At 67.9% G+C, this 21,075-nt stretch carries 24 protein-coding genes; 8 read left to right on the forward strand and 16 right to left on the reverse strand.

Features of this window, described 5'->3' with window-relative positions; genetic code table 11:
- Positions 1-30: 30 nt before the first annotated feature.
- Positions 31-333 carry a mycofactocin biosynthesis chaperone MftB gene (gene mftB / locus OYT95_RS06190; protein WP_080578158.1) on the reverse strand — a complete coding sequence of 101 codons (303 nt, stop codon included), beginning with the start codon at positions 331-333 and terminating at the stop codon, positions 31-33.
- A gap of 2 nt (positions 334-335) precedes the next feature.
- The gene (gene mftA, locus OYT95_RS06195) at positions 336-431 is read right to left on the reverse strand and encodes a mycofactocin precursor MftA (protein WP_005573048.1); all 96 of its coding nucleotides are present in this window, start codon (positions 429-431) and stop codon (positions 336-338) included.
- Between the two features lie 133 nt (positions 432-564).
- Between mftA and mftR the strand changes: the two genes are divergently transcribed.
- Both mftR and mftM read left to right on the forward strand, forming a co-directional pair.
- Positions 565-1,188, forward strand: coding sequence for a mycofactocin system transcriptional regulator (mftR, locus tag OYT95_RS06200; RefSeq protein WP_005239471.1), 624 nt, complete (start codon positions 565-567; stop codon positions 1,186-1,188).
- 38 nt (positions 1,189-1,226) lie between these two features.
- Entirely contained in the window at positions 1,227-2,051 is an 825-nt protein-coding gene (mftM, locus tag OYT95_RS06205) for a mycofactocin oligosaccharide methyltransferase MftM (RefSeq protein WP_112302181.1), read from the forward strand.
- 5 nt (positions 2,052-2,056) lie between these two features.
- Here mftM and OYT95_RS06210 read toward each other — a convergent pair whose 3' ends face one another.
- Both OYT95_RS06210 and OYT95_RS06215 read right to left on the reverse strand, forming a co-directional pair.
- Positions 2,057-3,367: a DUF222 domain-containing protein gene (locus OYT95_RS06210; protein WP_442972547.1), complete on the reverse strand. Its 1,311-nt coding sequence runs from the start codon at positions 3,365-3,367 to the stop codon at positions 2,057-2,059.
- A 130-nt stretch (positions 3,368-3,497) separates the two neighbouring features.
- The gene (locus tag OYT95_RS06215; RefSeq protein ID WP_268790994.1) at positions 3,498-4,043 is read right to left on the reverse strand and encodes a DUF6226 family protein; all 546 of its coding nucleotides are present in this window, start codon (positions 4,041-4,043) and stop codon (positions 3,498-3,500) included.
- Between the two features lie 223 nt (positions 4,044-4,266).
- Between OYT95_RS06215 and OYT95_RS06220 the strand changes: the two genes are divergently transcribed.
- Positions 4,267-4,722 carry a hypothetical protein gene (locus tag OYT95_RS06220; RefSeq protein WP_112302178.1) on the forward strand — a complete coding sequence of 152 codons (456 nt, stop codon included), beginning with the start codon at positions 4,267-4,269 and terminating at the stop codon, positions 4,720-4,722.
- Between the two features lie 19 nt (positions 4,723-4,741).
- Here the strand turns inward: OYT95_RS06220 and OYT95_RS06225 are convergent, their stop codons facing one another.
- Positions 4,742-5,236, reverse strand: a complete 495-nt coding sequence (locus OYT95_RS06225) for a DinB family protein (protein WP_200887715.1) — start codon at positions 5,234-5,236, stop codon at positions 4,742-4,744.
- Between the two features lie 95 nt (positions 5,237-5,331).
- On the opposite strand from OYT95_RS06225, the gene OYT95_RS06230 reads away from it, so the two are divergent.
- Both OYT95_RS06230 and OYT95_RS06235 read left to right on the forward strand, forming a co-directional pair.
- Positions 5,332-5,634, forward strand: a complete 303-nt coding sequence (locus OYT95_RS06230) for a putative quinol monooxygenase (protein ID WP_037244539.1) — start codon at positions 5,332-5,334, stop codon at positions 5,632-5,634.
- 42 nt (positions 5,635-5,676) lie between these two features.
- Positions 5,677-6,210: a putative immunity protein gene (locus OYT95_RS06235; RefSeq protein WP_052033798.1), complete on the forward strand. Its 534-nt coding sequence runs from the start codon at positions 5,677-5,679 to the stop codon at positions 6,208-6,210.
- A 25-nt stretch (positions 6,211-6,235) separates the two neighbouring features.
- On the opposite strand, the gene OYT95_RS06240 is transcribed toward OYT95_RS06235, so the two are convergent.
- The 8 genes from OYT95_RS06240 to mdo all read right to left on the reverse strand — a co-directional run bounded on the left by OYT95_RS06240 (position 6,236) and on the right by mdo (position 16,279).
- Entirely contained in the window at positions 6,236-7,900 is a 1,665-nt protein-coding gene (locus OYT95_RS06240; protein ID WP_128639158.1) for an ABC transporter permease, read from the reverse strand.
- Entirely contained in the window at positions 7,897-8,832 is a 936-nt protein-coding gene (locus tag OYT95_RS06245) for an ABC transporter ATP-binding protein (RefSeq protein WP_268790995.1), read from the reverse strand. Before OYT95_RS06245 ends, OYT95_RS06240 begins: the two co-directional genes overlap by 4 nt.
- Before the next feature lie 70 nt (positions 8,833-8,902).
- Entirely contained in the window at positions 8,903-9,589 is a 687-nt protein-coding gene (locus tag OYT95_RS06250) for a MadR family response regulator transcription factor (RefSeq protein ID WP_037244527.1), read from the reverse strand.
- Positions 9,586-10,926: a MadS family sensor histidine kinase gene (locus OYT95_RS06255; RefSeq protein WP_268790996.1), complete on the reverse strand. Its 1,341-nt coding sequence runs from the start codon at positions 10,924-10,926 to the stop codon at positions 9,586-9,588. The genes OYT95_RS06250 and OYT95_RS06255 overlap by 4 nt, the downstream gene beginning before the upstream one ends.
- Before the next feature lie 4 nt (positions 10,927-10,930).
- Positions 10,931-12,118 carry an iron-containing alcohol dehydrogenase gene (locus OYT95_RS06260; RefSeq protein WP_304363920.1) on the reverse strand — a complete coding sequence of 396 codons (1,188 nt, stop codon included), beginning with the start codon at positions 12,116-12,118 and terminating at the stop codon, positions 10,931-10,933.
- A gap of 138 nt (positions 12,119-12,256) precedes the next feature.
- Positions 12,257-13,792, reverse strand: coding sequence for a MadC family VWA domain-containing protein (gene madC, locus OYT95_RS06265; RefSeq protein WP_112302171.1), 1,536 nt, complete (start codon positions 13,790-13,792; stop codon positions 12,257-12,259).
- 2 nt (positions 13,793-13,794) lie between these two features.
- The gene (locus OYT95_RS06270) at positions 13,795-14,901 is read right to left on the reverse strand and encodes a MadB family AAA-type ATPase (protein WP_112302170.1); all 1,107 of its coding nucleotides are present in this window, start codon (positions 14,899-14,901) and stop codon (positions 13,795-13,797) included.
- A 106-nt stretch (positions 14,902-15,007) separates the two neighbouring features.
- Entirely contained in the window at positions 15,008-16,279 is a 1,272-nt protein-coding gene (gene mdo / locus OYT95_RS06275) for an NDMA-dependent methanol dehydrogenase (protein ID WP_037244517.1), read from the reverse strand.
- Positions 16,280-16,601: 322 nt separating this feature from the next.
- On the opposite strand from mdo, the gene OYT95_RS06280 reads away from it, so the two are divergent.
- Entirely contained in the window at positions 16,602-17,657 is a 1,056-nt protein-coding gene (locus OYT95_RS06280; RefSeq protein WP_037244515.1) for a ferredoxin--NADP reductase, read from the forward strand.
- Positions 17,658-17,663: 6 nt separating this feature from the next.
- Here the strand turns inward: OYT95_RS06280 and OYT95_RS06285 are convergent, their stop codons facing one another.
- Both OYT95_RS06285 and OYT95_RS06290 read right to left on the reverse strand, forming a co-directional pair.
- Entirely contained in the window at positions 17,664-18,260 is a 597-nt protein-coding gene (locus tag OYT95_RS06285; protein WP_037244512.1) for a CHAP domain-containing protein, read from the reverse strand.
- A gap of 25 nt (positions 18,261-18,285) precedes the next feature.
- Positions 18,286-19,077 carry a DNA alkylation repair protein gene (locus tag OYT95_RS06290; protein ID WP_245973316.1) on the reverse strand — a complete coding sequence of 264 codons (792 nt, stop codon included), beginning with the start codon at positions 19,075-19,077 and terminating at the stop codon, positions 18,286-18,288.
- Between the two features lie 109 nt (positions 19,078-19,186).
- Between OYT95_RS06290 and OYT95_RS06295 the strand changes: the two genes are divergently transcribed.
- Both OYT95_RS06295 and OYT95_RS06300 read left to right on the forward strand, forming a co-directional pair.
- The gene (locus OYT95_RS06295) at positions 19,187-19,552 is read left to right on the forward strand and encodes an SPW repeat domain-containing protein (protein ID WP_025432213.1); all 366 of its coding nucleotides are present in this window, start codon (positions 19,187-19,189) and stop codon (positions 19,550-19,552) included.
- Positions 19,553-19,638: 86 nt separating this feature from the next.
- Positions 19,639-20,292 (forward strand): TetR/AcrR family transcriptional regulator, encoded by a 654-nt coding sequence (locus tag OYT95_RS06300; protein ID WP_009479291.1) that lies wholly within the window; start codon positions 19,639-19,641, stop codon positions 20,290-20,292.
- On the opposite strand, the gene OYT95_RS06305 is transcribed toward OYT95_RS06300, so the two are convergent.
- Complete coding sequence (locus tag OYT95_RS06305) at positions 20,280-21,053, reverse strand: glutamate racemase (protein WP_037244503.1); 774 nt, start codon at positions 21,051-21,053, stop codon at positions 20,280-20,282. The two genes, OYT95_RS06300 and OYT95_RS06305, sit on opposite strands and share 13 nt — an antisense overlap.
- Positions 21,054-21,075: the final 22 nt, after the last annotated feature.

The following is a 21,075-nucleotide window of genomic DNA, read 5'->3' on the forward strand; positions in this document are numbered from 1 at the left end:
GTGTCCTCTGGTACGGGTGGAGAGAGCTGGTCAGGCGGGGACGATCATGTGCGACTCGGCCAAGGTGCCGAGCGCTCGCGCATACTGCGCGGCAGTGTCGTCCCCGATACCCTGCGCCCGCAGTGCGGACCGGGCGTCGGCGTGTGAGGGAAGGGCTTCGACCACCGCGACGATCGTGCGGTTCTTCAGGAACGACAGCTTGCGCGTCCCGAAGTGGTAGAGCAGCGCCCCGAAAGGTTCGGGACGCAGCGCCACCTGCGGATGAAGCTTCCAGCCCACATCGAGATCGATACCGGCGTTGCCGGCCACTGAAGCAGAAGCTGGAGCGGACATGATCAGTACACGCCGCACATGCCGTCGATCGAGACCTCTTCCACCAGAGATTCCTCGACCAAGTCGTTTTCCAGCACGTTGTTGTCGCGATCCGACATGATTTCCTCCTACTGTTCGGTGATACGGCGCGAGCCGGAGGGATGTTCCCCGCCATAGGAGACCGTCCCTGTGACTCGCCTCACCACTGTAATGGCATCGAGTGCAGAATGACAGATCGGGAGGGGACGAAAATTGAGAAGTCGTCGAAAACCATCCAGTCGGATAGGGCGGCGCCCGTCCACGACGCAGGATCGGATCAGTACCGTCGGGATCGAACTGTTCACGGAACAGGGGTTCGACGCCACCAGCGTCGACGAAGTCGCCGAAGCGTCCGGCATCGCGCGGCGCACCCTCTTCCGCTACTTCCCGTCCAAGAACGCGATCCCGTGGGGAGACTTCGACGCCCACCTCGCCGAAATGCGCGCCCAACTCGCAGCGCAACCCGACGACATCCCGATCGTCGACGGACTCACCGCAGCACTCCTGCAGTTCAACGCGTTTCCCGCGAGCGAGGAAATCAACCACCGCAAACGCATGGGGCTGATCCTCCGGGTCCCCGCCCTGCAGGCATATTCGGTGGTGATGTACGAAGGGTGGCGCAACGTCATCGCCGAGTACGTCGCGAGCCGACTCGGAACCTCACCGACCGACCACGTTCCACGGACAGTCGGCTATCTTCTACTCGGCGTTGCGATGTCGGCGTACGAGCAGTGGCTCGACGACGATTCGCTCGAACTGAACGAACTACTCGCCAGCGGAATGCAATCGCTCTACGATGGGCTGAGTTCCCTCGGCGAGCCCGACACCCGAACCTGACCCACTCCCGCCATCACCTCTCGGCAAGGTTGCCTCGAATGACTTCCACTCTCGACACACCCGCGTTCGACTCTCTCGCACCGTGCGAATCGGGGCTGTGGTCACATGGTCACGTCACAGTCGAGCGGGTCGCAGCCGGGCCGCTCACACTCACCCGTGACGGCGACCAGCTGCGGGTGACACACGCTCTGACACCCGAAGATCTGAGTGAACGACTCGTCGCCTCGGTCACCGCGTCCATCGAGGACGCCGACTTCGGTCAGGACGAATTCGAGTCGACCATGGTCGGACTGGTCCGCTCCACCGTCGACGGTGCGCTCGAGGCGTGGACCGTCTACTACCGCAACTCCCTGAACGAACTGCTGGACGGCACCGCCGACTTCGCACCGATCCACGAGAAGGCGGAACAACTGGTCCGCGGTTCCGTCCTCGACCTCGGGTCGTGCTTCGGATTCCTTCCGCTCCGACTCGCCGGCGCCGGGCGGTCCGTCACGGCGACCGACATCCTGCCCGGCACCATGAGCCTCCTCGACGCCGTGGCCCCGGAACTCGGACTCGATCTGCGCACGCTCGTGTGCGACGCCGCGCACGTGCCGGTTCCCGACGACAGCGCCGACACCGTCACCGCCATCCACCTCCTCGAACATGTCGACGAAAACATCGGGGCCGCAGTGATATCCGAGGCCATCCGGGTTGCCCGCGACAGGGTCGTCGTCGCCGTCCCCTACGAGGACGAGGCAACGGCCTGCCACGGCCACATCCGCACCTTCGACACCCCGTCGCTCACGAAGGTCGGTGAATCGACGGGACGCCCGTTCGAGGTGTTCGAGCACCACGGCGGCTGGCTCGTCATCGACTGCTGACCACCTCACGATGCCCGCAGATGCGCCGGGTCCGGGAGCGGCGGCGCGGCCGATCGGTAGTGGTGCCCGGTCGGGGTGCCCAGGTCGATGAGGTGGGTGCCGCCGGGGTTGTGCACCGGGCGGGCGGTCCATCCGTCGCCTTCCTTCGCGTAGTTGCAGGCCTCGCACAGCCCGGACCCGTTGTCTGCCGTCGTGGCACCGGATTCTCGGCGTGAGCGAATGTGGTCGTGATGCCGGATCGGCGCATCACACCACGGCGTGCGGCACGTCCGGTCCCGCAGGTCGATCAGCGTCCTCAGGCTTTTCGGGAACGTGCGCGACTGCGATTCCATCGCCGTCAACGCCCCCGACTGCGGGCACGAATACACCCGCCGCAACGACGTCTCCACGTCACCATCAACGGCGTCCGCCAACAGTCGCCGGGCGATCCCGGCCGGCACCGGTCCGAACCCCTGCAGCTGCGCGGCCTCGTGCCCGCCCGCCAGCAGTGTCTCGTCCGAGAGCACCAGGTTCACCGCCACCGGCACACCCGACGCCACTGATGCCCCGGTGCCGCGGTCGAACAACAGGTCCACCATCAGCTGATTGCGGGTGCGACCACCACTGTTGCCGGTGGCGATCAGGCTGTCCGCATCCCGGCCGAGCGTGGCCTGCAGGCACACCGCCTGCTCGACCGGCATCAGCACGCTCAGATACGCCATGGAATCCGGCGCCGGACGGGTCGTGACCCGACGCTCCGACACCGCCTTATGATGCCGACGCATCACGGACGCGGCGTCGAGTTCCACCGCCAACGCTTTCGCCTGCGCGATCAGCCCGCGGTCGCCGACCCCGTCGAGAGTGGCCGGGTCCGAACACAACCGGCGGTCCACGTTTCCCCGATCCTGCGCCGACAGGCACGCCGTTTCGCGCACCAACAGGGTGGCACGCCATTCGTTCAACCGGCCCGACCGCAACAAGGCTAACGTGTGGGGCATCTCGTGCACCAGAGCCTGCGCGAAATCGAGATGCCGACCGCCACGATTCGGGGATTCCCTACGCGCCAACGCAATCTGCGACGCAATCCCGCGGCCCCACTCGGATCGCGGCAACCCCCGAGCCCTCCGATCCGCACGAATACACGTGGCGACACCGTCGGTGATCACCGCCTGCACCGCACACCCGACCGACTTCAACGACTCGATCGCATCGAGCCACTCGATCCCCAACCCGGCGTCCCCACCTGCCTCGACGCATCGCAGCCGCGCCGTGAACGCACGCAACTCGTCCAGATCCGCCGCCATCACTTCCCCCACAACCACCTCCCCCAAGGTCATTCGAAACTTTGTTCGACTCTAGCAATCGAACGCGACCACAGCAATAGAAGGCTCCGACAGGTCCGTCGCGCAGGTTCGACCATCTCCCCCGACGCTGGAGCCGCGTGTTGGTCACGCGGCCTGGATTGAGTCAGCGGCGTGGTGACCACGGCCACCAATGGCCATCGGCCGGCGGTTGCACCGGCCGGGCGCGCAGCTCCTTCACGTCCGCCGCAGACAGCGTCGTCGTTCCGTGGCGACGCCAGTCGTCGCCTTCCCAGGAGAACTCGAGAACAGCGCGGTGGCGGCCCGTGATCCGTTCGGACAGCCGTCCGGCGGTGAGCGCCTCCGCGTACTCGGCCAACTCGCGCAGGACGTCCTCCGCGTCCTCCTCGCAGGCGTCGCAGCCACATGCCGGTAGCGCGAAGTCCTGCCACGCTCCCGCCCTCAGGTACAGGCCGGGGAACGAGGTGAAGGTGATCGTCAGCGGGGCCTGATCCCGCTGAACCGGAGTGATCGTCACCAATTCGAGGGTCGCCACCGTCCGAGACCTCGATGGCGGTGCGGGTCCGCGGTCGACAACGACATCGAACCGACGTCCCAGATCGGCGATCAGGACCTCGGCGGCCGGGATCAGCGAGGCGAACCGCTCCGGATTCGTCACCCGCCCATACGCGTCCTCCGGTGGGTCCTCCACAACCTCGGTCCCTCTCGGCTCGGCCCGCCGCTCACGGTCGGCGCCACAACGGTTCATCGTCGCGAACACCGTCGACGGTCGTCAACGGATCTACCGCGGCGCCGGCCACCGTTGAACCCGGGCTCATCGCCGCACGGCTAACGAAATCCGATGCCGCAGCGACAGAAGCACCGTACGGGCCCGATCGTCAGGAGCGGGGCCGCCGGACCCGAAGGAGAATCCGATGACCCACAGGATCCGCAGGTTCCTCGCCGGAGCGGCCGCATCGTCGGCCCTCGCCGCCGCGGTGGTCGCGGTTGCCGCTGCACCCGCCCAGGCCGAACCGTCGGCCGACTGTCACACCGGCACCACGCCCACATCGGGCACCTCGCACTGCACGGCGCAGGGCGTGCCTGATGGTATGGCTGCGGTCCACATCGGGACCGTCGAGTGCTTCGGCCTGACGCCACGAGCGATTCCGGGACCCGGGGGTGTCTCGCACATTCCGTGGATTCAGGGCTATCGCCGCGATGGCCTGTGGGTGCCGACGGGAACACCGTCGACCGGATCGTGCGTCGGCGGAATCGGTGCCCCGTGGTGGGAGGTCGGCGTCTCGACGGGCGCCTTCACCACGTGCGGACTGCAGGAGGGGATCGTCACCTACGTCAGCGTCGGCTGCAATCCGATCCGCCCCCAGTAGGGCACACGACCGCCAGCGATCACGGGATGCGGTCGGCGAGGACCTGCTCGCGGAGTATGTCGGCGTGACCGGCGTGCTGGGCGAGTTCACGCAGTACCTGCACGTACAGCGCCCACACGGTGCGCTCGCCCCGGCCGTCGACTGTGTCGTCGAGCGCCAGAGCGGCCATGGTCCGCCGGGATGCGTCACAACGTTCGGCGTGGGCGTCGAGCACGGATGCGATGGTGTCGGCCCGGGTGAGGGTGAACGACCGGTCCGGGGTGCTCGCGATGCCGATCTCCCGGTACGAGCGACCGGTCACCGCCTGGTCGAACCACACGCCCTCGACGTAGGTGACGTGTTTGACCAATCCGAGCAGCGTCGTCTTCGAGCGCACCAGACGCCGACGCGCCTGCTCCTCGTCCAGACCGTCCAGACTGCCGCGCAGAGCAGCCCGGTACCCGTCGACCAGTTCGTCCAACCGGCCACGGAGATCGACAGTCCACCCGCCGCACTCCGGCTCCGATGCCCCCATGGTGGGCATGATAATCGCGATGAGTTTCGGGCGCGCACGCTGTCTGTATCGGATGAGCCGCTCGCCACGAATACGCCAGGAAGAGGAGCGAACCCATGGTCATCGTCGCAGGACACATCACCGTCGAACCGCAGCAGCGCGAGTCCTATCTCGCAGGCTGCGTGGGCGTCGTCGAACAGGCACGCGGTGCAGTCGGCTGCCTCGACTTCGCCATCACCGCCGACCTGATCGACCCCGGCCGCATCAACGTCTTCGAGCGCTGGGAGTCGCATGCGGCGGTCGAAACCTTCCGCGGCAACGGCCCGAGCGATGAGCAGGGCGCGGACATGCTGTCGGCGTCGGTAGCCGAGTACGACGTCGCCGACATGCGGACCCTGTTCGGGGAAGACACAGCGTGAACGCGCGGTACGGCACCGGCCCCGATGGTCGAAAATGGAACGATGGCAGGGGAAGCGAACGAGATCGTTCTGAGCACGCAGGAACTTCGTGAGGTCACCGCATTCGCCGTGGAGTGTGCCGAGGTGGTCCTCGAGATATTCGAGGCCGATCAGCCGCACGACTCGCGGCCCCGCGACGCGATCACTGCTGCGTGGGAATTCGCGCGGGGTGGTGAGCGAGGGAAATCTCTGCGCGACACAGCGTGGGCCGCGCTCGCGGCAGCCAAGGGCACGGACACTGCGGCTGCGCGCGAGGCAGCGTGGGCAGCGATGTCTGCGGCAGGCGCCGCCTATCTGCATCCGTTGGCCAAGGCCACCCAGGTAAAACACATTCTGGGCGCGGGCGCTCACGCGGCCAGGGCGGCCGAGCTCGTCGCCGGTGACGATAGGACCGTCGGTGCCGGACACGTCGAGCAAGCGGTACATCGTGCGACACCAGTCGTCGTCGAGGTGCTCGGACGCTTTCCGGCGGCGCCGGGAGGCGGTGGACGGGTCGGTGAGTTGATCCGCATGCTGGACGCCGACCTCCGTCGCTGACCGTCGACCCAGCCTCCCTGTGCCGCTACGAGTTCGTGAGGTCTCGCCGACGGAACAGCACCACTCCGAGGGCACCGACGACGACGGCGACCACCGCGAGCCAGAGCAGCGGAGTGGCCGTCACCTCCGCGGCGGGAACGGGCGGGACGTGCGTGAACGGCGACAGATCGCGGACCGCCTGTGGTAGCCCGAGCAGCGATCCGAGGAATCCGAAGATCAGGCAGACCGCGAGCGCGCCCCAGGAGAGCCCGGCCGACCAGGCCGGGACGCCGCCGAACGCCAACACCACCACTGCGGCGACCACCCCGATCGCCGGTACGAAGACGAGGGCGGCCCCCGTGAGGTTCACGACCTTCCCCGGCACGTCCTCGGTCACCAGACCGTATGCGAGACCGGTCGCCGCCCCGGTCAGCGCCTGGAGGACGACGATGCCGACCGTGACCAGGCCGACGTGCGCCAGAATCCACCGCGGACGCGAGACCGCTGTCGCGAGAACGGGTTCGAGTCGCCCCGCCGACTCCTCTCCGCGCATCCGCAGCAAAGCCTGCACGGCGTAACCCGCGACCGCGATCGCCATCATGCCGAAAATCGCGGCGAAGTAGGCGTCGACCATGTTCGTCGTGCCGCCACCGAGCTGTTCCATCATGTCGGCCACCTGCTCGCCCTCGCCGAGGAAGTCGTCGATCTGGTCTGCGATCGCGCCGTACACCACGGCGAGGACGGCGATTCCAAATGCCCACCAGAACAGGATCGTCCGTTGCATCCGCCACGCCGATCCGACGGCCGTCGGCAGCGAACGGGACGCGCGGGCGGGACCCGGGCGGGTCGGCACGAGCCCCGAGCCGACGTCCCGGTGCTCCGTGAGGGCGAAGCCGACCGAGCCGACCACGAGTGCGAACACGGCGGGCAACGCCAGCACCCACCAGGCGTTGTCGTCGTAGGGGCGGACCTGCTCGGCCCAGCCGATCGGCGATACCCACGTCGGCCAGCCACTCACCACCCGCGTGCCGTTCTCCGTCACCGTCCCCGTCATGTCCCCCACCGCACGCAACAGGAATGCCACGCCCAGGGCGGCCCCGGCCAGCCCGTTGGCGGTGCGGGCACTGTCCGTCACCTGTGCCGTCACCGCGGCGATCGCCGCGAACGCGATACCGGCACCGGCGACGGCCGCGCCGAGCGCCACCGACCCGTCCAGTGGCAGACCCGCCGCCATCAGCACCACGACGTTGAGCAGTCCGAGAGCGAGGTTGGCACCGACCGCGACCGCCAGGGCCGCGGTGAGCAGTGCCTTCCGGCCCACCACGGCGGCCTCGACGAGTTCGGCGCGGCCGGTCTCCTCGTTCTGGCGGGTGTGCCGCACGACCAGCAGGGTGGTCATCAGGCAGGCGGCCAGCGACAGAGGCATGACGATCTGACAGGCGAGCACGGCGCCGGCGCTGTACCCCGACACCAGACCGTTGGTGGCCAGCGCGACCGGCGACGCCGCGGTGGCCATCGCGAAACTGCGCAGGTCGGGCTCCGTGGGATACAGGCCGAGCACGCTCGACGCCGAGAATGCCTGCAGCGCTGCGAGAGCGAGCAGCCACACCGGCAATTGGATGCGGTCGCGGCGCAGGGCGAGCCGCACGAGCCGGACGGTGCCCGCGTACTGGCCGCGGCCGGCCGTCGCCGGCGCCGTCACCGTACTCATCGCGTCCGCGTCCCGGACTCGGCCCGCCGGTGGTTCTCGCCCTCTCGGGCCAGTTCGTCCCCGTAGTGCCGGAGGAACAACTCTTCCAGCGTCGGTGGCGTCGATGTCAGCGACATGATCCCGAATGTCAGCAGATGGCGCAGCACCCCGTCGATCGCGCTGGTATCCACCTCGCACCGGGTGTGCAGGCCGTCGACTCGCACGTCGTACACCCCCTCGACGGCATCGAGTCCGGTCACCGGCCGCTGCGTATCGGCGGTGATCGACGTGCGCGTGAGGTGACGCAGTTCCGCGAGGGTGCCGGTCTCCACGGTGCGGCCCTCCCGGATGATGCTCACCCGATCGCACAGCGCCTCGACCTCCGCGAGGATGTGACTCGACAGCAGGACCGTCTTCCCCGCGTCGGACATCTCCTCGACGCAGTCCTGGAACACCGATTCCATCAACGGATCCAGCCCGGACGTGGGTTCGTCGAGCACATACAGTTCGACGTCCGACGCGAACGCGGCCACCAACGCGACCTTCTGCCGGTTGCCCTTCGAGTACGTGCGCGCCTTCTTCGTCGGATCGAGTTCGAAGCGCTCGAGGAGTTCCGCGCGCCGGGGTTCGTCGAGCCCACCGCGCAATCCCGCGAGGAGGTCGATCGCCTCGCCGCCGGTGAGATTGGGCCACAGGTTCACGTCACCCGGAACGTAGGCGAGCCGCCGGTGAAGCGACACGGAGTCGCGCCACGGGTCTCCGCCCAACAGCGTGGCACTGCCCGAGTCCGCGCGCAGCAGGCCGAGGAGTACCCGGATGGTTGTCGACTTGCCGGACCCGTTGGGGCCGAGGAATCCGTGCACCTCCCCGGTCCCCACCTCGAGGTCGAGGCCGTCGAGTGCGCGGGTCGGCCCGAACGTCTTGACGAGATTCTCCACCGAGATCGCAGCCATGATGGGGACGCTACGCCGGTTCACGGGTGGTCACGACGGGTTCCGGGGCGCCCGCCGCGACGGGCCCGGGTCAGATCAAACCGAGTTTGCCCGCCTCGTACACGGCCTCCGCCCGGCGGCTGACGTCGAGTTTACGCATGATGTTGCTGACGTGAAATTTCACCGTCGTAGCCGAGATGAACAGCCGCTCACCAATTTTCGCATTCGAAAGCCCCTTGGCCAGGAGTTGCAGGACCTCGAGTTCACGCTCGGTGAGCCCGTCCCGCGGCGTCGTCTGACCGTTGAGCGACCGGATCACCGCCGACGCGCTGCGTGAATCGAACGCGCTCTCGCCGCGGGACACGGCGCGAATGGCGCGCACCAGTTCGGTGGTGTCGACGTCCTTGACCACGTATCCGCGGGCGCCGGCGTGGATGGCGCGGACGACGAGTTGCTCGTCGAGAAACGTCGTGAGCACGAGCAAACCCATCTTGCCGTCCGCGGCGGACAGCTGCGCACACAGTGCCAGTCCCTCGTAGTCGGAGGCAGCCGACAACTTCAAGTCCATCAGCACGACATCCGGCGCGACGTCACCGACGACGGCCAGCGCCTCCTGCAAGGACGACGCCTCCCCGACCACCTCGAGATCCGGCTCCCGCTCGAGGACTGAACGCAGACCCTGACGGAGAATCGCGTGGTCGTCGACGAGCACGAGCTTCACCACCGACGTGGGGCGAGCGGACCCGGTCTGGTCGCGCACCGAGGTTCGTATGGTCATCGATCCACCTCACTGTCGGAATGTAACGGAATCCGGGCAGCCACCCGGACTCCGCCGATCCTGGCCCGCGCCACTTCGAGAGTGCCGCCCAACTCGGCTGCCCGGGCCTGCATGTTCGCCAACCCACGGTGGTGCCCGTCGAGGTCGTTGTTCGCCGCCATCCGCAGCAGCAGGCGCATCCGCTTGGGATCTCCGTCTCCGTCGTCGGCGACGGAGAGCAACACGGAATCGGCCGAGTACGTGAGCCGTAGGACGGCGCGCGTCGCGTTGGCGTGGACAGCCGCGTTGAACAGTGCCTCCCCCGCGATCCGCAGCAGCGCGTGTTCCCGGTCGCTGGACAGCTCAGCGGGTGTGCCGCCGACGCGGACGGTGACCGCGAGCTCGTCGGGCATGTGCACGACCCCGAGTTGCTCGAGCATCTCGGGCAGGGACGTCCGGTCGGAGCCGCCGGAGTGATTGAGCGCGTAGATCGCCGAGCGCAACTGCTCCACGGCGCGGCGCGTCAATTCCTTTGCAAGGTCGAGCCTCTCACTGCGTTCGTCGTCCGGGACACCGCTCCGGCACACCTCGATCTGCATGCCCGCCGACAGCACCGCCTGCGTGACGCTGTCGTGGAGTTCGCGGGCGATCCGGTGCCGTTCCTCGTCGAGCACCTGGTGCCGGTGGGCCGCTCCGAGTTGACGCTGGGTGGATTCGAGTTCTGCATTGCGCACCGCCAGATCGGAGGCGTTGCGACGCGCCTCCGAGTACGCGTGCTCGGCCCGCTCGAGCAGCAGTTGACCCCGCTGGTAGAGCGCCGAATTCTGCAGTGCCACGGCGGTCTGACTCGCCAGGATGCTGAGAACTGCGCCGTCGGTGGTATCGAGCGTGCGGTGCTCGGCCGTCCAGGCCGCGAAGGCTCCCACTACGCCACCCTCGAGGACGATCGGCACGAAGGCGTGGTGCGCGTCGATGACGGGAGCGCGCCCGGTGCGCGCCGACCGGATGTCGGCCAGACACGTCACGACTTCGTCCGGCAGTGGTGGGCCCTCGACGTTGTCGACGAGGAACGGCGTCGCGTCCGGCCCCAGGACGAGCCGGCGCGGGCCGGCGTCGGGCAGCATGCCGTCGGCGAGGGCGAACGCGACCCACCGCGCGTCCAGGTGCGCCCGGGCCGCCTCGGCGACCGCGCAGATGAGGGTCTCGGGGCCCTCCACTGTGCGGACGAGGGCCCGCGAGATGAGTTCCAGAGCATGGACGACACGTTCGAGACGTTCCGCGGCGCCACGATATTGGGGGTAGAACGTCGGCTTGCCGGACCGCAGTCCGGTGAGCGTCGACAGGTCCGGGGCGTTCATGCGCTCACAGCGCAGTCCGGAACAGCGCCACCATCTGCTCCTGGGTGGCTGTGCGCGGGTTGGTCGACATGCACGCGTCGCGGAGCGCGAACTCGGCCAGGCGTGACAGATCGGTTTCGCGAACGCCCAACTGCCCCAGACCTTTCGGAACTCCGACCTCGCGGGCGAGGCGTTCCACCCGGTCCGCGACCGCCAGAGCAGCCTCCTCGGGTGTTCCTCGACGCTCCTCGAGACCGAGAGCGGCGGCGATGGCGACGAAGGGGGTGGCGTCGTCGGTGGCGTTGAAACGGATCACGTGCGGAAGAAGGATGCCGTTGATGACTCCGTGCGGCAGGTCGAGCAGTCCCCCGACCTGATGGCTCATCGCGTGCGCGGCACCGAGAATCGCATTGGTGAACGCGAGGCCGGCTTCGAGACTCGCCTGCGCCATGACGGCGCGCGATTCCATCTCCATCGGCTCCTCGATGGTGCGGACGAGGGTGTCGGTGACCAGCCCGACCGCGCGGAGCGCATGGTGGTCGGTGAGCGGGTTGTGGGCCAGCGACACGAACGCCTCGATGCCGTGAGTGAGGGCGTCCAGGCCGGTCGCCGCATTGAGCCACTCCGGCATGGTGGTCAGCAGCCTGGGGTCGATCACGGTCACGTCCGGCACGAGCGCGCGGCCGATGATGGTGATCTTGGTGCCCCGCCTCGTGTCCGTGACGATGCAGAACTGCGACACGTCGGCGCCCGTACCCGACGTGGACGGCACCATCACCAGCGGCGGGATCGGACTGGTGGCCTGGTCGACTCCCTCGTAGTCGAGGATGTTGCCCCCGTTCGCGGCGAGCACGGCGATACCCTTCGTCGCGTCGATGACCGAGCCGCCGCCCAGGGCGACGAGGACGTCGCACTCGCCCTCGCGATACGCGTCGTGCCCGGCCGCGATCTCGTGGTCCTTGGGGTTGGGCGTCAACGCGCTCCACACGACGGGGGTGAGGCCCTGCTCGCGCAGCTGATCCTGAAGTTCGGCCGCCCAGCCGGCGTCGATCAGACCGGGATCGGTGACGAGCATCGGCCTGGCCCCACCGAGGCGGAGTACCGCGTGCGCGGCCTCGACCATCGACCCGATACCGAACACGATCTCGGGTGCATGGAATTTCACCAGCCGGCCCGGGGCGGTGGTGCGGGTGGACGGATAGGACACGGACAAGTCGACACTCCTCCCGACACCTGCGTGCATGTGATCCAGATTACAAGACCCTGACCTAGACCTTACGGTCCGGGACGAGCTCCCACACCCACCGAAGGACAGGCACGGTACCTACCCGATCGGGTAGGTGGACGGATCTCACCGCAGCGCGTGCCCCAGTTCGGCGGCGCGGGACATCAGCTGGGCGGCATCTCGCGCGACGACGACACGGTCGCAGATCTCTGCGTACTCCGGCATCGCGCACGACGCCTGATTCCAGTACCGCTCGGGTTCCGGGGTGATCCAGGCCAGCCGGTGTACCTTGCGACGCAGTTCGGCGAACTCGTCCACACCCGGGGGCAGGCCGTTGCACCGCCCGTCGCCGACGACCACCACCGAGGTGCGGGAGTTCACGTCGGTGCCGAACTCGGTCAGCACCTCGGAGAAAACCTTGCCGTAGTCGCTGCTCGCCTCCAGATCGATGCGCGGGTCGGCGAGCACCGATGCGAGCGCGTCGTCGTCGGTCCCGGCGAGGAGGGTGTCCGTGACGTCGACGGGCCGGTCGACGAACGCCAGGACCTGGCAGCGGCTCGCCCGGCGGTGCATGGCCTGTGCCAGCCGGAGGGTGAAGGCGGTGACGGGTCGTACCGACAGCGACACGTCCGCGAGGATCAGCACCCGCACCCGGTCCGGGCGGGGCGCCTTCACCATGAGGTGGAAGGGTATGCCGTCGGTCCGCAGGCTCGCGCGCACGGTCCGGCGCATGTCGAGCCGGCCCCGCGCCAGTTCGCGCGGGCGGGGACGCGACGGCCCGCGCATCCGCCGAAGCACCTCGTAGCACGCCTGATTCACTTCGGCGCGGGTCGTGGCCGCCACCGTGCCGCTCGCAGTCTCCGGTCCTTTCGCAGGTCCGGCGCTCAGGTCCCGGGCGTCCGCCAGCGCGCCGACGAAGGCCTCCACCGCCTCCGCCAGCCGGTTCAACTGGGCCGCGGTGAGAGGCTCGACCCCATCGGAATCGGCGTAGACCTTGCTCGGGTCGTAGGCGTCGAGCCACGCGAGAATCGACTCCGGATCATCCCAGGACAACGATCCGACGACGGCACCGCTCGTCGACGACGCCAGGTCACCGACGGCGGTGCTCGCCGCCCGCTCGACCTCCACCGTGTACGTGACGCCGCGTCGTCCGGATTCGGCTTCCGAATCGACGGACAGATCCGCGTCGCTCGACGTCATGCTGACATCGTCGTCGTCCTTGTGGGGGTTGAAACCCTTCTGCGCCTCGGGGGTGTCGAAGTGGTCGCCCACCTCGGCGGCGCGCTCGTTGTATTCCGCGTACCGGGCGGTCTCCGCGTTGTCCGCCACCTCCAGCGCGGAGGGCAGGCCCTCCGCGAACTCGGTCCGGGACGGGGGACGCGCGTCCGGTGCCGCGTCGCTGACCGATGCGAAGAACACGTCGAAGGCGCGGTCGAATCCAGCCTGCTCGTACGTGTACTTCGCGCACACCGCGCGCAACGACGCCCTCAGTGTGGGCAGGTCCCGGCCGCCGACCAAGCCGAACACCCGGCGAACCTCGATGACCTCGGCGGGCGACGCGGCGACGCCGTAGCGGCGCAACACCTTTCCGAAGGACGCCGCGAGAACGTCGAGGAGTTGCGCGGGAAGGGACGGGGACGGGTCGGGCTGCGGGCGGAGCATCGTCAGCGCCTGCCCTGCCGGCCCGCACCGATGCCGCCACGGTCGCGGCCACCGCGCCCGCGGAATACTGCTGTGGTGGTGTTGGCCGGCCGCGATGCGACCGTCACCCGCTCCACCGGCCCGGCCGGAGCGGTCTCCTCGACCTCCGCCGGGAAAGGCTGATCGCCGGACAGCCGGGTGCGGACCAGTTCGACGTCGCTGGTGTACTTGAGCAGGGCGGTGAGCAGGATGTCTCGGACCGCGGCCTGCGAACTCACGGCCACCCCCGTCGACTTCAGGACCACCGCCGCCCGCGCCGCGTCGATGACCTCCGCGATGGACGGACTCTTGCGGAGCGGCAACTGCCGCAACGTGCGAGCCAGATCCACCACCTCCGCCGCGACGGCGTCCTCGACCTCGGGGGCCTTGGCCGTCACGATGTCCCGCTCACGCTGCGGCGTCGGGTAGCCGAGGTGGTAGTGCAGGCAACGACGCTTGAGAGCGGGTGACAGTTCGCGAGTGTCGTTGGACGTCAGGATCACCCACGGCGCCGACCGCGCGACGAACGTCCCCACTTCGGGAATGGTGACCTGCCCCTCCGCGAGAACTTCGAGGAGCAACGCCTCCATCGACTCCTCGGTGCGGTCCACCTCGTCGACGAGCAGCACCACCGGTTCCGGCGACAGGATCGCCTCGAGCAGCGGACGGACCGACAGAAACTTCTCCGAATACAACCCGAAATCCTGAGCGGCCAGGAACTGCGACGCCTCGGCGACGTCGTCGAACGCGGCCATCTTCTCACCGATGCGGTCACGCAACATCTGCACGTGCAGAAGCTGTTTCGCGTAGTCCCACTCGTACAGGGCCCGGTTGTCGTCGAGACCTTCGTAGCACTGCAGCCGGACGAGCTTTCGCCCCGACGCCTCGGCCAGCGACTTCGCCAGCTCCGTCTTGCCGACGCCGGCAGGCCCCTCCAGCAGCAGCGGGCGTTCGAGCGCGGTCGCCAGGTGGACGACGACCGCGAACTCGTCGTCGGCGATGTAGTCGACCTCGCGCAACGCCTCCTTCAGTTCCGCGCCGTCGGCGAAGCGGATGTCCTCCGGTTCCGGGGCTGTGTGCGGTGCAGTCATGATCGGGGCGTCCGTCCTTCGTCAGCGGTGTGGTGGTGGGAACGCATCCGGGGCGGGGCCGGGCTGGGGTGAGGCTCCCGCCCCGGACGCGAGCTTCTGTGATCGGTCAGTACGCGCTGTTGATCGCGTGATCGACCACGGGGATCATCGACTCGACCGTCACCTCGCGCGGATTGCCCGGCGTGCACCAGTCGCCCTGGATGTGCTCGGAGATGGCCCGCACGGTCTTCTCGTCGCCCCGGATGGTGTCACCGCGACCCTCGTACTTCTTGGTGTTCATCTGGTTCTTGTCGTACGAGTCGGTGCGCACCTGACCGAAGTTGTCCGGAATGCCGACGTCCTTCGCCAGGCGGATGGCCGCCTCGACCGCCGCGTCCGCGGCCTGCACCGTGGTGAGGTTTCGGGTGTCGACCCCCAGGGCGCCCGCCAGCTGGGCGTAGCGCTCGTACCGTGACGGCAGGTTGTATTCCCAGACACGGGGCAGGGCGATGGCGTTGTTGAGCCCGTGGTGGCTGTCGAAGAACGCGCTGACGGCGTGCGAGATGGAGTGCACGATGCCGAGGCCGCCGGAGTTGAATGCCTGGCCGGCGATGTACTGCGCGTTCATCATTCCCTCGCGGGCCTTCAGGTTTCGCGGCTCGAACACGGCCTCCCGCAGGTTCTTCGCGACCAGTTCCACCGAGTAGATCGCATTGCCGAGCGACGGCGCGAAGTCGAGACGCGACACGTACGGCTCACTGCCGTGCGCGAGGACGTCGAATCCGCAGTACGCCGTGAAGTGCTGGGGGCAGGTGTAATACAGCAGCGGGTCGTCGATCGCGAGGGTCACGATGGTCGCCTCGTCGAATCCCACCCACTTGTGCGGGTTGTTCATGTCCGACGTATCGGTGATGACATACGCCCACGACGTCTCCGAACCCGTACCGGCCGTGGTGGATACGGCGATATGCGGCGGGTTCTCCTTGTTGGTGGACTTCGCGAATCCCTCGAACTCGTTGATGTTGCGGCCGTCGTGCGCGACCACCACACGGGCGCCCTTGGCGGCGTCGTGACTCGAGCCGCCGCCGACGGAGATGATCGAGTCGCACTTCTCCTTCTGGTAGAGCGCGGCCGCCTCCATGACGTTGTAGTCCTTGGGGTTGGACTCGACCTTGTCGAAGAGCACGACCTCGACGCCCTGGTACTCGATCTTGCCGACCAGTTCCTCGATGATGCCCGAGCCGCGCAGGCCCGTGGTCATGAGCAGGGTCCTCTTGAATCCGAGGTTCTTCGCCTCGACGCCGATGATGTCGTGGGCGCCCACTCCCATCAGTGCCCGCGGGAACGGGTGGAATTCCTTGATGGGGAAGTCCCAGATCTGGTTGAGCTCGATGGCCATGGCCGTCTCCTCGATTAGTCGATGTCGGATCTGAAGCGTTGTGGAAGGGGACGCAAGTGATGTGATCGGCGTCTCACCTGGAACCCACTGTGACCTAGTTCGGACCCCGGATACAGGCCTGCGGGGCCGAACCGTCCGACCGCGGCGCACAAACTGCCCGAACGGGCAGGTGTGGCCGGGCCGAGCCGGAGGGGGCGGCACTCGATAGGCTGTCCACTTCACGCGGAGCCCACCCGCTAGGCAAAAACTAGAACCTGTTCTATATTTGGAGCAGGCAAGCGAGCGTTCCGGCGCTGCGAAGTACGGAAGGACTGCACACACGATGACGACTGTCGAGGTGCCGCACAGCTCACGATCGGTGGTGCTCACCGTGTCGGGCGTGGTCGAGGAAACCCCCGACTCCCTGTCACTGGTCTTCGACGTGCCGGCAGACCTCGCCGACAAGTTCGCCTACAAGCCGGGCCAGTTCCTCACCCTGCGCATCCCCAGCGACCGCACGGGATCGGTCGCCCGGTGCTACTCGCTGGCCAGCTCGCCGTTCACCGACGACGCCCCCAAGGTGACCGTCAAGCGGACGGCGGAGGGTTACGGGTCCAACTGGCTCTGCGACAACGTCGCCGTCGGAGACACCCTCGAAGTCCTCCCCCCGTCGGGAGTCTTCACCCCCAAGTCACTGGACCACGATTTCCTGTTGTTCGCGGCAGGCAGTGGCATCACTCCGGTGATCTCGATCCTCAAGTCCGCCCTCACCGAGGGGTCCGGGAAGGTCGTGCTCTTCTACGCCAACCGCGACGAGAAGTCGGTCATCTTCGCGGAGGAACTCCGCACGCTCGCCGGCCGGTACCCCTCACGGCTCGTGTCCATTCACTGGCTGGAGACGGTCCAGGGACTGCCCGGCGTCGATCAGCTCGCCTCCGCCGTCGCGCCCTACCTCGGGCACGAAGCATTCATGTGCGGACCGGCGCCGTTCATGGACACGATCCACAAGGCCCTCGCGGACGCCGGGATGCCGCGCACCCAGGTGCACGCCGAAGTGTTCAACTCGCTGGCCGGCGACCCGTTCCGTGACGCCGACGTCGTGGAGGTCACCGAGGACGAGGCCGCCGACGCCGCCACCGTGGAGGTGGAACTCGACGGCGAGATCCACAACCTGAGTTGGCCCCGCAAGCAGACCCTCGTCGACATCATGCTGGCCAAGGGAATCGACGTGCCGTACTCCTGCCAGGAGGGCGAGTGCGGGTCCTGTGCGTGCACCGTACTCGAGGGCAAGGTCGAGATGGAGAACAGCGAAATCCTCGACCCCGAGGACATCGAGAGCGGCTACATTCTGGGCTGCCAGGCCCGGCCGGTCACCGATCACCTCAAGATCGAATTCTGACGCCCCTCACCCGAGCCGGCCGAAGCCGACGACGGCGGAGTCGCTCGACCAGTCCACGGTGTGCACGCGGATACGGCCGAACTCGTTGCCGCCGACCGTCGTAGCGGTGTCCCCGTCGACGGCGACGACGATGTTGGTGTGCTGGCCGACCCAGCTGCTGTTGTCGTAGAGCACGACGTCCCCGACGTTCGGGCGGTATCCGCCACCGACCTCCTCGAACCGCGCCTGCGACTCGTAGTACTCCTGCAACGTGTAGACCCCGGGGATCCGCCAGTGCCCGGAATTCGGATTCGACAGCGGCCGGCCTGCTTCCCGCATGATCCAGCTGACGAAGTCCGCGCACCAGGGCTCCTCGACCCCTTCGGCGTAGAACGTGCCCGGCCGCTGCCTGCCGTGCTCGGCCTCGAGCAGCCCGACGATCCGTGCCTGCTGCGGCGACAACGCGGACGTGTCGACGGCAGGGAACTCTGCGGTGTCCCACGGCAGGTAGCGGTCCGGCGCCAGCCACAACACACCACCCGCCACGACGGCCATCACGGCGACGACGGTGCCGAGGATCAGCCCGGCACGTCGGCGGCGCCGAGTGGGCGCGGTAGCAGTCATGCCACCGAATGTAGCGGGTATCCGGTCACCGCATCGCGCGGTAGCCCGCGCGCTCCTCGGCGGTCAGATGCTCGCACGCGTACGTCAGGGCGGTGCGGCCCATCGCCGCGGCGTGCCGGTCGAGGAAACCGGTGAGCAGGTCGCGATCGACGCGCTTGCCGACCTCGCGCAACATCCACCCCGTCGCCTTCTGCGTGAGGTCGCGGCGATCACCGAGGACGGACTCCGCGACCTCGAGCGTCGTGGAGGCGTCGCCCCGGCGGATGAAACCGAACGTACTGAGCAGCGCGACGCGGCGCCGCCAGAGGTCGTCGTCCGCGGCCAGCGCGAACACCGGGTCGCGCGGCCGGTCGTACAGCCACGCGCCCAGGATCCGGTCGGCGGACGAATCCACCAGATCCCAGTTGTTCACCCGTCCCCGCATCACCAGGTCGAGGTAGAAAGACGCGATCTTCTCACGCAGGGCGTCGTCGCCTGCCTTCGCCGCCCGGTCGAACTGCGTCGCGAGTACCAGCAGCCCTGCCAGTCGATGCTCGTGCACCGGACTGTCGAGCAGCACCGTCACTTCCGGAAGGTCCAGATCGGCGTGAGCACGAACCACGCTGCGCGTCGCGGGAACCCGCACGCCGATGAAGACGTCGCCCTCCCCGTACTCCCCCGGACCGGTCTTGAAGAACCGTGCCAGATTGATGGCGTCGGTCTTCTTCGACAACTGGCCGAGTGCGCGCTTCACGTCGTCTGCGGTGGACGTCACGAAGACACTGTCCCACAGGACACCGACAGTCGCCCGACCGCGAGAACAAAGGTCACAAAACATGCGCTGACCTGCAGTTCGCGTTATCCGACTGCAACGAGCCAGGTATTGATCGGTCGGTCAATCAGGCGTGTACTCGAGGTGGACACAATCCATTTCGAGGAGGCTGGACATGAGATCGTGGAGTCGTATGCAAGATGTGGTGGCGATCGTGATCGGAGCCTTCGCGGCGCTCTCGCCGTTGTGGCTCGACACCAACAACGCCGCGATGTGGTCACTCATCGTGCTCGGTGTACTCGTGGCCCTCTCCGGTCTCGTCCATATGAGCCGCCCGGAGATGACTGTGGCCGAGTACGCGATGGCCGTCTTCGGAGTGCTGTTGTTCCTCTCCCCGTGGGTGATGAACTTCGACGCATTCACGGGCGCGTCGTGGACCGCATGGGTCGTCGGTGTCCTGGCAGTCGTCGTGGCTGTCACCGGGTTGCCGATGATGAGTTCCCGGATGCACGGACACGGAGGGCTGGCGACACATCACTGATCCGTCAACCACAGCACCGAGAACATCGATTGGGGCGGGGCACAGGCTTACGGCCTGTGCCCCGCCGTTCACGTCCGGAAAGGCCCATGCCAACACCCCATCTCGGTAAGCCCGGTGGCCCCCAACCGCGGAAAGGCCGGCGGCGGCGCAGCGCGAAGATCGACGGCGACGCCCGGGAACTGATTCTCGACGCCGCCGAATCCCTCATCGCCGTACACGGATTCGATGCCACGTCCACCGCATCGATCGCCTCCGCCGCGCACGTCCCGAAAGGACTGGTGTTCTACTACTTCCCCTCCAAGACCGACATCCTGCTGGCGCTGCTCTCCGAGAGACTGCCCACCGAACCCTTCGGCGACGTGGGCCCCCTGGTGACTCCGGGTGACCCCGCCGCCAGCCTCGTCAACCTCGACAACGCGCTGAATCTGCGCGATCACCACTCGTCGGTGATGCGCGTGATCATCTGGCGCGAGGCCGAGACCCACCCGGACGTCCGTGCGCACCTGCGCCGGTTCCGCGACTACCTCAGCGACATCACCGAGCGTCTCCTGCAGGCCAGTTCGCCCTACCCCGTGCAACCCGGGACGCTCCGGGCCTGCGCGACGGCGTGGGTGGCCGCGATGTTCTCCGTCGCGGGCAGCGACCGCCTCCACGACCTCGACGACCTGCCGCGACGGCACGGCGAGGAACTCGACAACGTCGCACGCGTCGTGGCGGCCGGGATGGTTCAGCTCGGCTGAGAACGCCCCGCCGACAACAGCTGACCGGCGGGGAACGCCTCGGCGCTCGCGGGTAGACGTCCGGGCCTGCCGCTGAGGAAGACCTCGACGGTGCCCTCCCCCGCGCTCGGACGGTTCAACGCATCGATGCGGCGGAGAGTCTGCGTCGCCACCGCCTCGGCGCTGTCGAACAACCGCACCCCGGCGGGGAGCTGAGCCGCGATCTCGTCGGCCATCAACGGATAGTGAGTGCATCCCAGCACCACCCCGCCCACATCGTCGGGTGTGCGCTCCACGGCGGAGGCGATGGCTGCGGTGGCCGCGTCCCGCTCGCCGCGGTCGATCGCCTCGGCGAGACCGTGGCACGCGACACCCACCACGGAACTCCCGTTCCCGAACTTCTCGATCAGATCGGCCTGATACCGGCTCGCCGTCGTCGCCGCGGTCGCCCAGACGGCCACCGACTCACATGCGGCAGCCGCCGGCTTGATCGCCGGAACCGTGCCGACGACCGGAACAGCCGGTCCGACGAACTCCCGGACGTGGTCGAGCGCGGTGACGCTCGCCGTGTTGCACGGCAGCACGATCACCTCGGCCCCGCGGTCGAGGCAGCGCTGCGCGGTCGCGAGAACACGGTCGATCACCCACTGCTCCGGCTTGGGACCCCACGGAGCCCCGTCCGGATCCAGAGCGAGGATCAGATCCAGTTCGGGTCGCAACTTGCGCAGCCACGCCGACGTCGGCAGCATGCCGAGACCCGAGTCGATGAGCGCAACAATCACCCGGAGAATCTATCGCGCCCCC

Origin of the sequence: Rhodococcus sp. JS3073, assembly GCF_026810085.1 — a bacterium.
GTDB lineage: Bacteria > Actinomycetota > Actinomycetes > Mycobacteriales > Mycobacteriaceae > Rhodococcus_F > Rhodococcus_F wratislaviensis.

Coding starts and splice junctions, on each gene's coding strand:
- mftB (WP_080578158.1), bottom strand. CDS start 333: ATGTCCGCTCCAGCTTCTGCTTCAGTGGCCGGCAACGCCGGTATCGAT.
- mftA (WP_005573048.1), bottom strand. CDS start 431: ATGTCGGATCGCGACAACAACGTGCTGGAAAACGACTTGGTCGAGGAA.
- mftM (WP_112302181.1), top strand. CDS start 1,227: ATGACTTCCACTCTCGACACACCCGCGTTCGACTCTCTCGCACCGTGC.
- OYT95_RS06210 (WP_442972547.1), bottom strand. CDS start 3,367: ATGACCTTGGGGGAGGTGGTTGTGGGGGAAGTGATGGCGGCGGATCTG.
- OYT95_RS06220 (WP_112302178.1), top strand. CDS start 4,267: ATGACCCACAGGATCCGCAGGTTCCTCGCCGGAGCGGCCGCATCGTCG.
- OYT95_RS06225 (WP_200887715.1), bottom strand. CDS start 5,236: ATGGGGGCATCGGAGCCGGAGTGCGGCGGGTGGACTGTCGATCTCCGT.
- OYT95_RS06230 (WP_037244539.1), top strand. CDS start 5,332: ATGGTCATCGTCGCAGGACACATCACCGTCGAACCGCAGCAGCGCGAG.
- OYT95_RS06235 (WP_052033798.1), top strand. CDS start 5,677: ATGGCAGGGGAAGCGAACGAGATCGTTCTGAGCACGCAGGAACTTCGT.
- OYT95_RS06240 (WP_128639158.1), bottom strand. CDS start 7,900: ATGAGTACGGTGACGGCGCCGGCGACGGCCGGCCGCGGCCAGTACGCG.
- OYT95_RS06245 (WP_268790995.1), bottom strand. CDS start 8,832: ATGGCTGCGATCTCGGTGGAGAATCTCGTCAAGACGTTCGGGCCGACC.
- OYT95_RS06250 (WP_037244527.1), bottom strand. CDS start 9,589: ATGACCATACGAACCTCGGTGCGCGACCAGACCGGGTCCGCTCGCCCC.
- OYT95_RS06255 (WP_268790996.1), bottom strand. CDS start 10,926: ATGAACGCCCCGGACCTGTCGACGCTCACCGGACTGCGGTCCGGCAAG.
- madC (WP_112302171.1), bottom strand. CDS start 13,792: ATGCTCCGCCCGCAGCCCGACCCGTCCCCGTCCCTTCCCGCGCAACTC.
- OYT95_RS06270 (WP_112302170.1), bottom strand. CDS start 14,901: ATGACTGCACCGCACACAGCCCCGGAACCGGAGGACATCCGCTTCGCC.
- mdo (WP_037244517.1), bottom strand. CDS start 16,279: ATGGCCATCGAGCTCAACCAGATCTGGGACTTCCCCATCAAGGAATTC.
- OYT95_RS06280 (WP_037244515.1), top strand. CDS start 16,602: ATGACGACTGTCGAGGTGCCGCACAGCTCACGATCGGTGGTGCTCACC.
- OYT95_RS06285 (WP_037244512.1), bottom strand. CDS start 18,260: ATGACTGCTACCGCGCCCACTCGGCGCCGCCGACGTGCCGGGCTGATC.
- OYT95_RS06290 (WP_245973316.1), bottom strand. CDS start 19,077: ATGTTTTGTGACCTTTGTTCTCGCGGTCGGGCGACTGTCGGTGTCCTG.
- OYT95_RS06295 (WP_025432213.1), top strand. CDS start 19,187: ATGAGATCGTGGAGTCGTATGCAAGATGTGGTGGCGATCGTGATCGGA.
- OYT95_RS06300 (WP_009479291.1), top strand. CDS start 19,639: ATGCCAACACCCCATCTCGGTAAGCCCGGTGGCCCCCAACCGCGGAAA.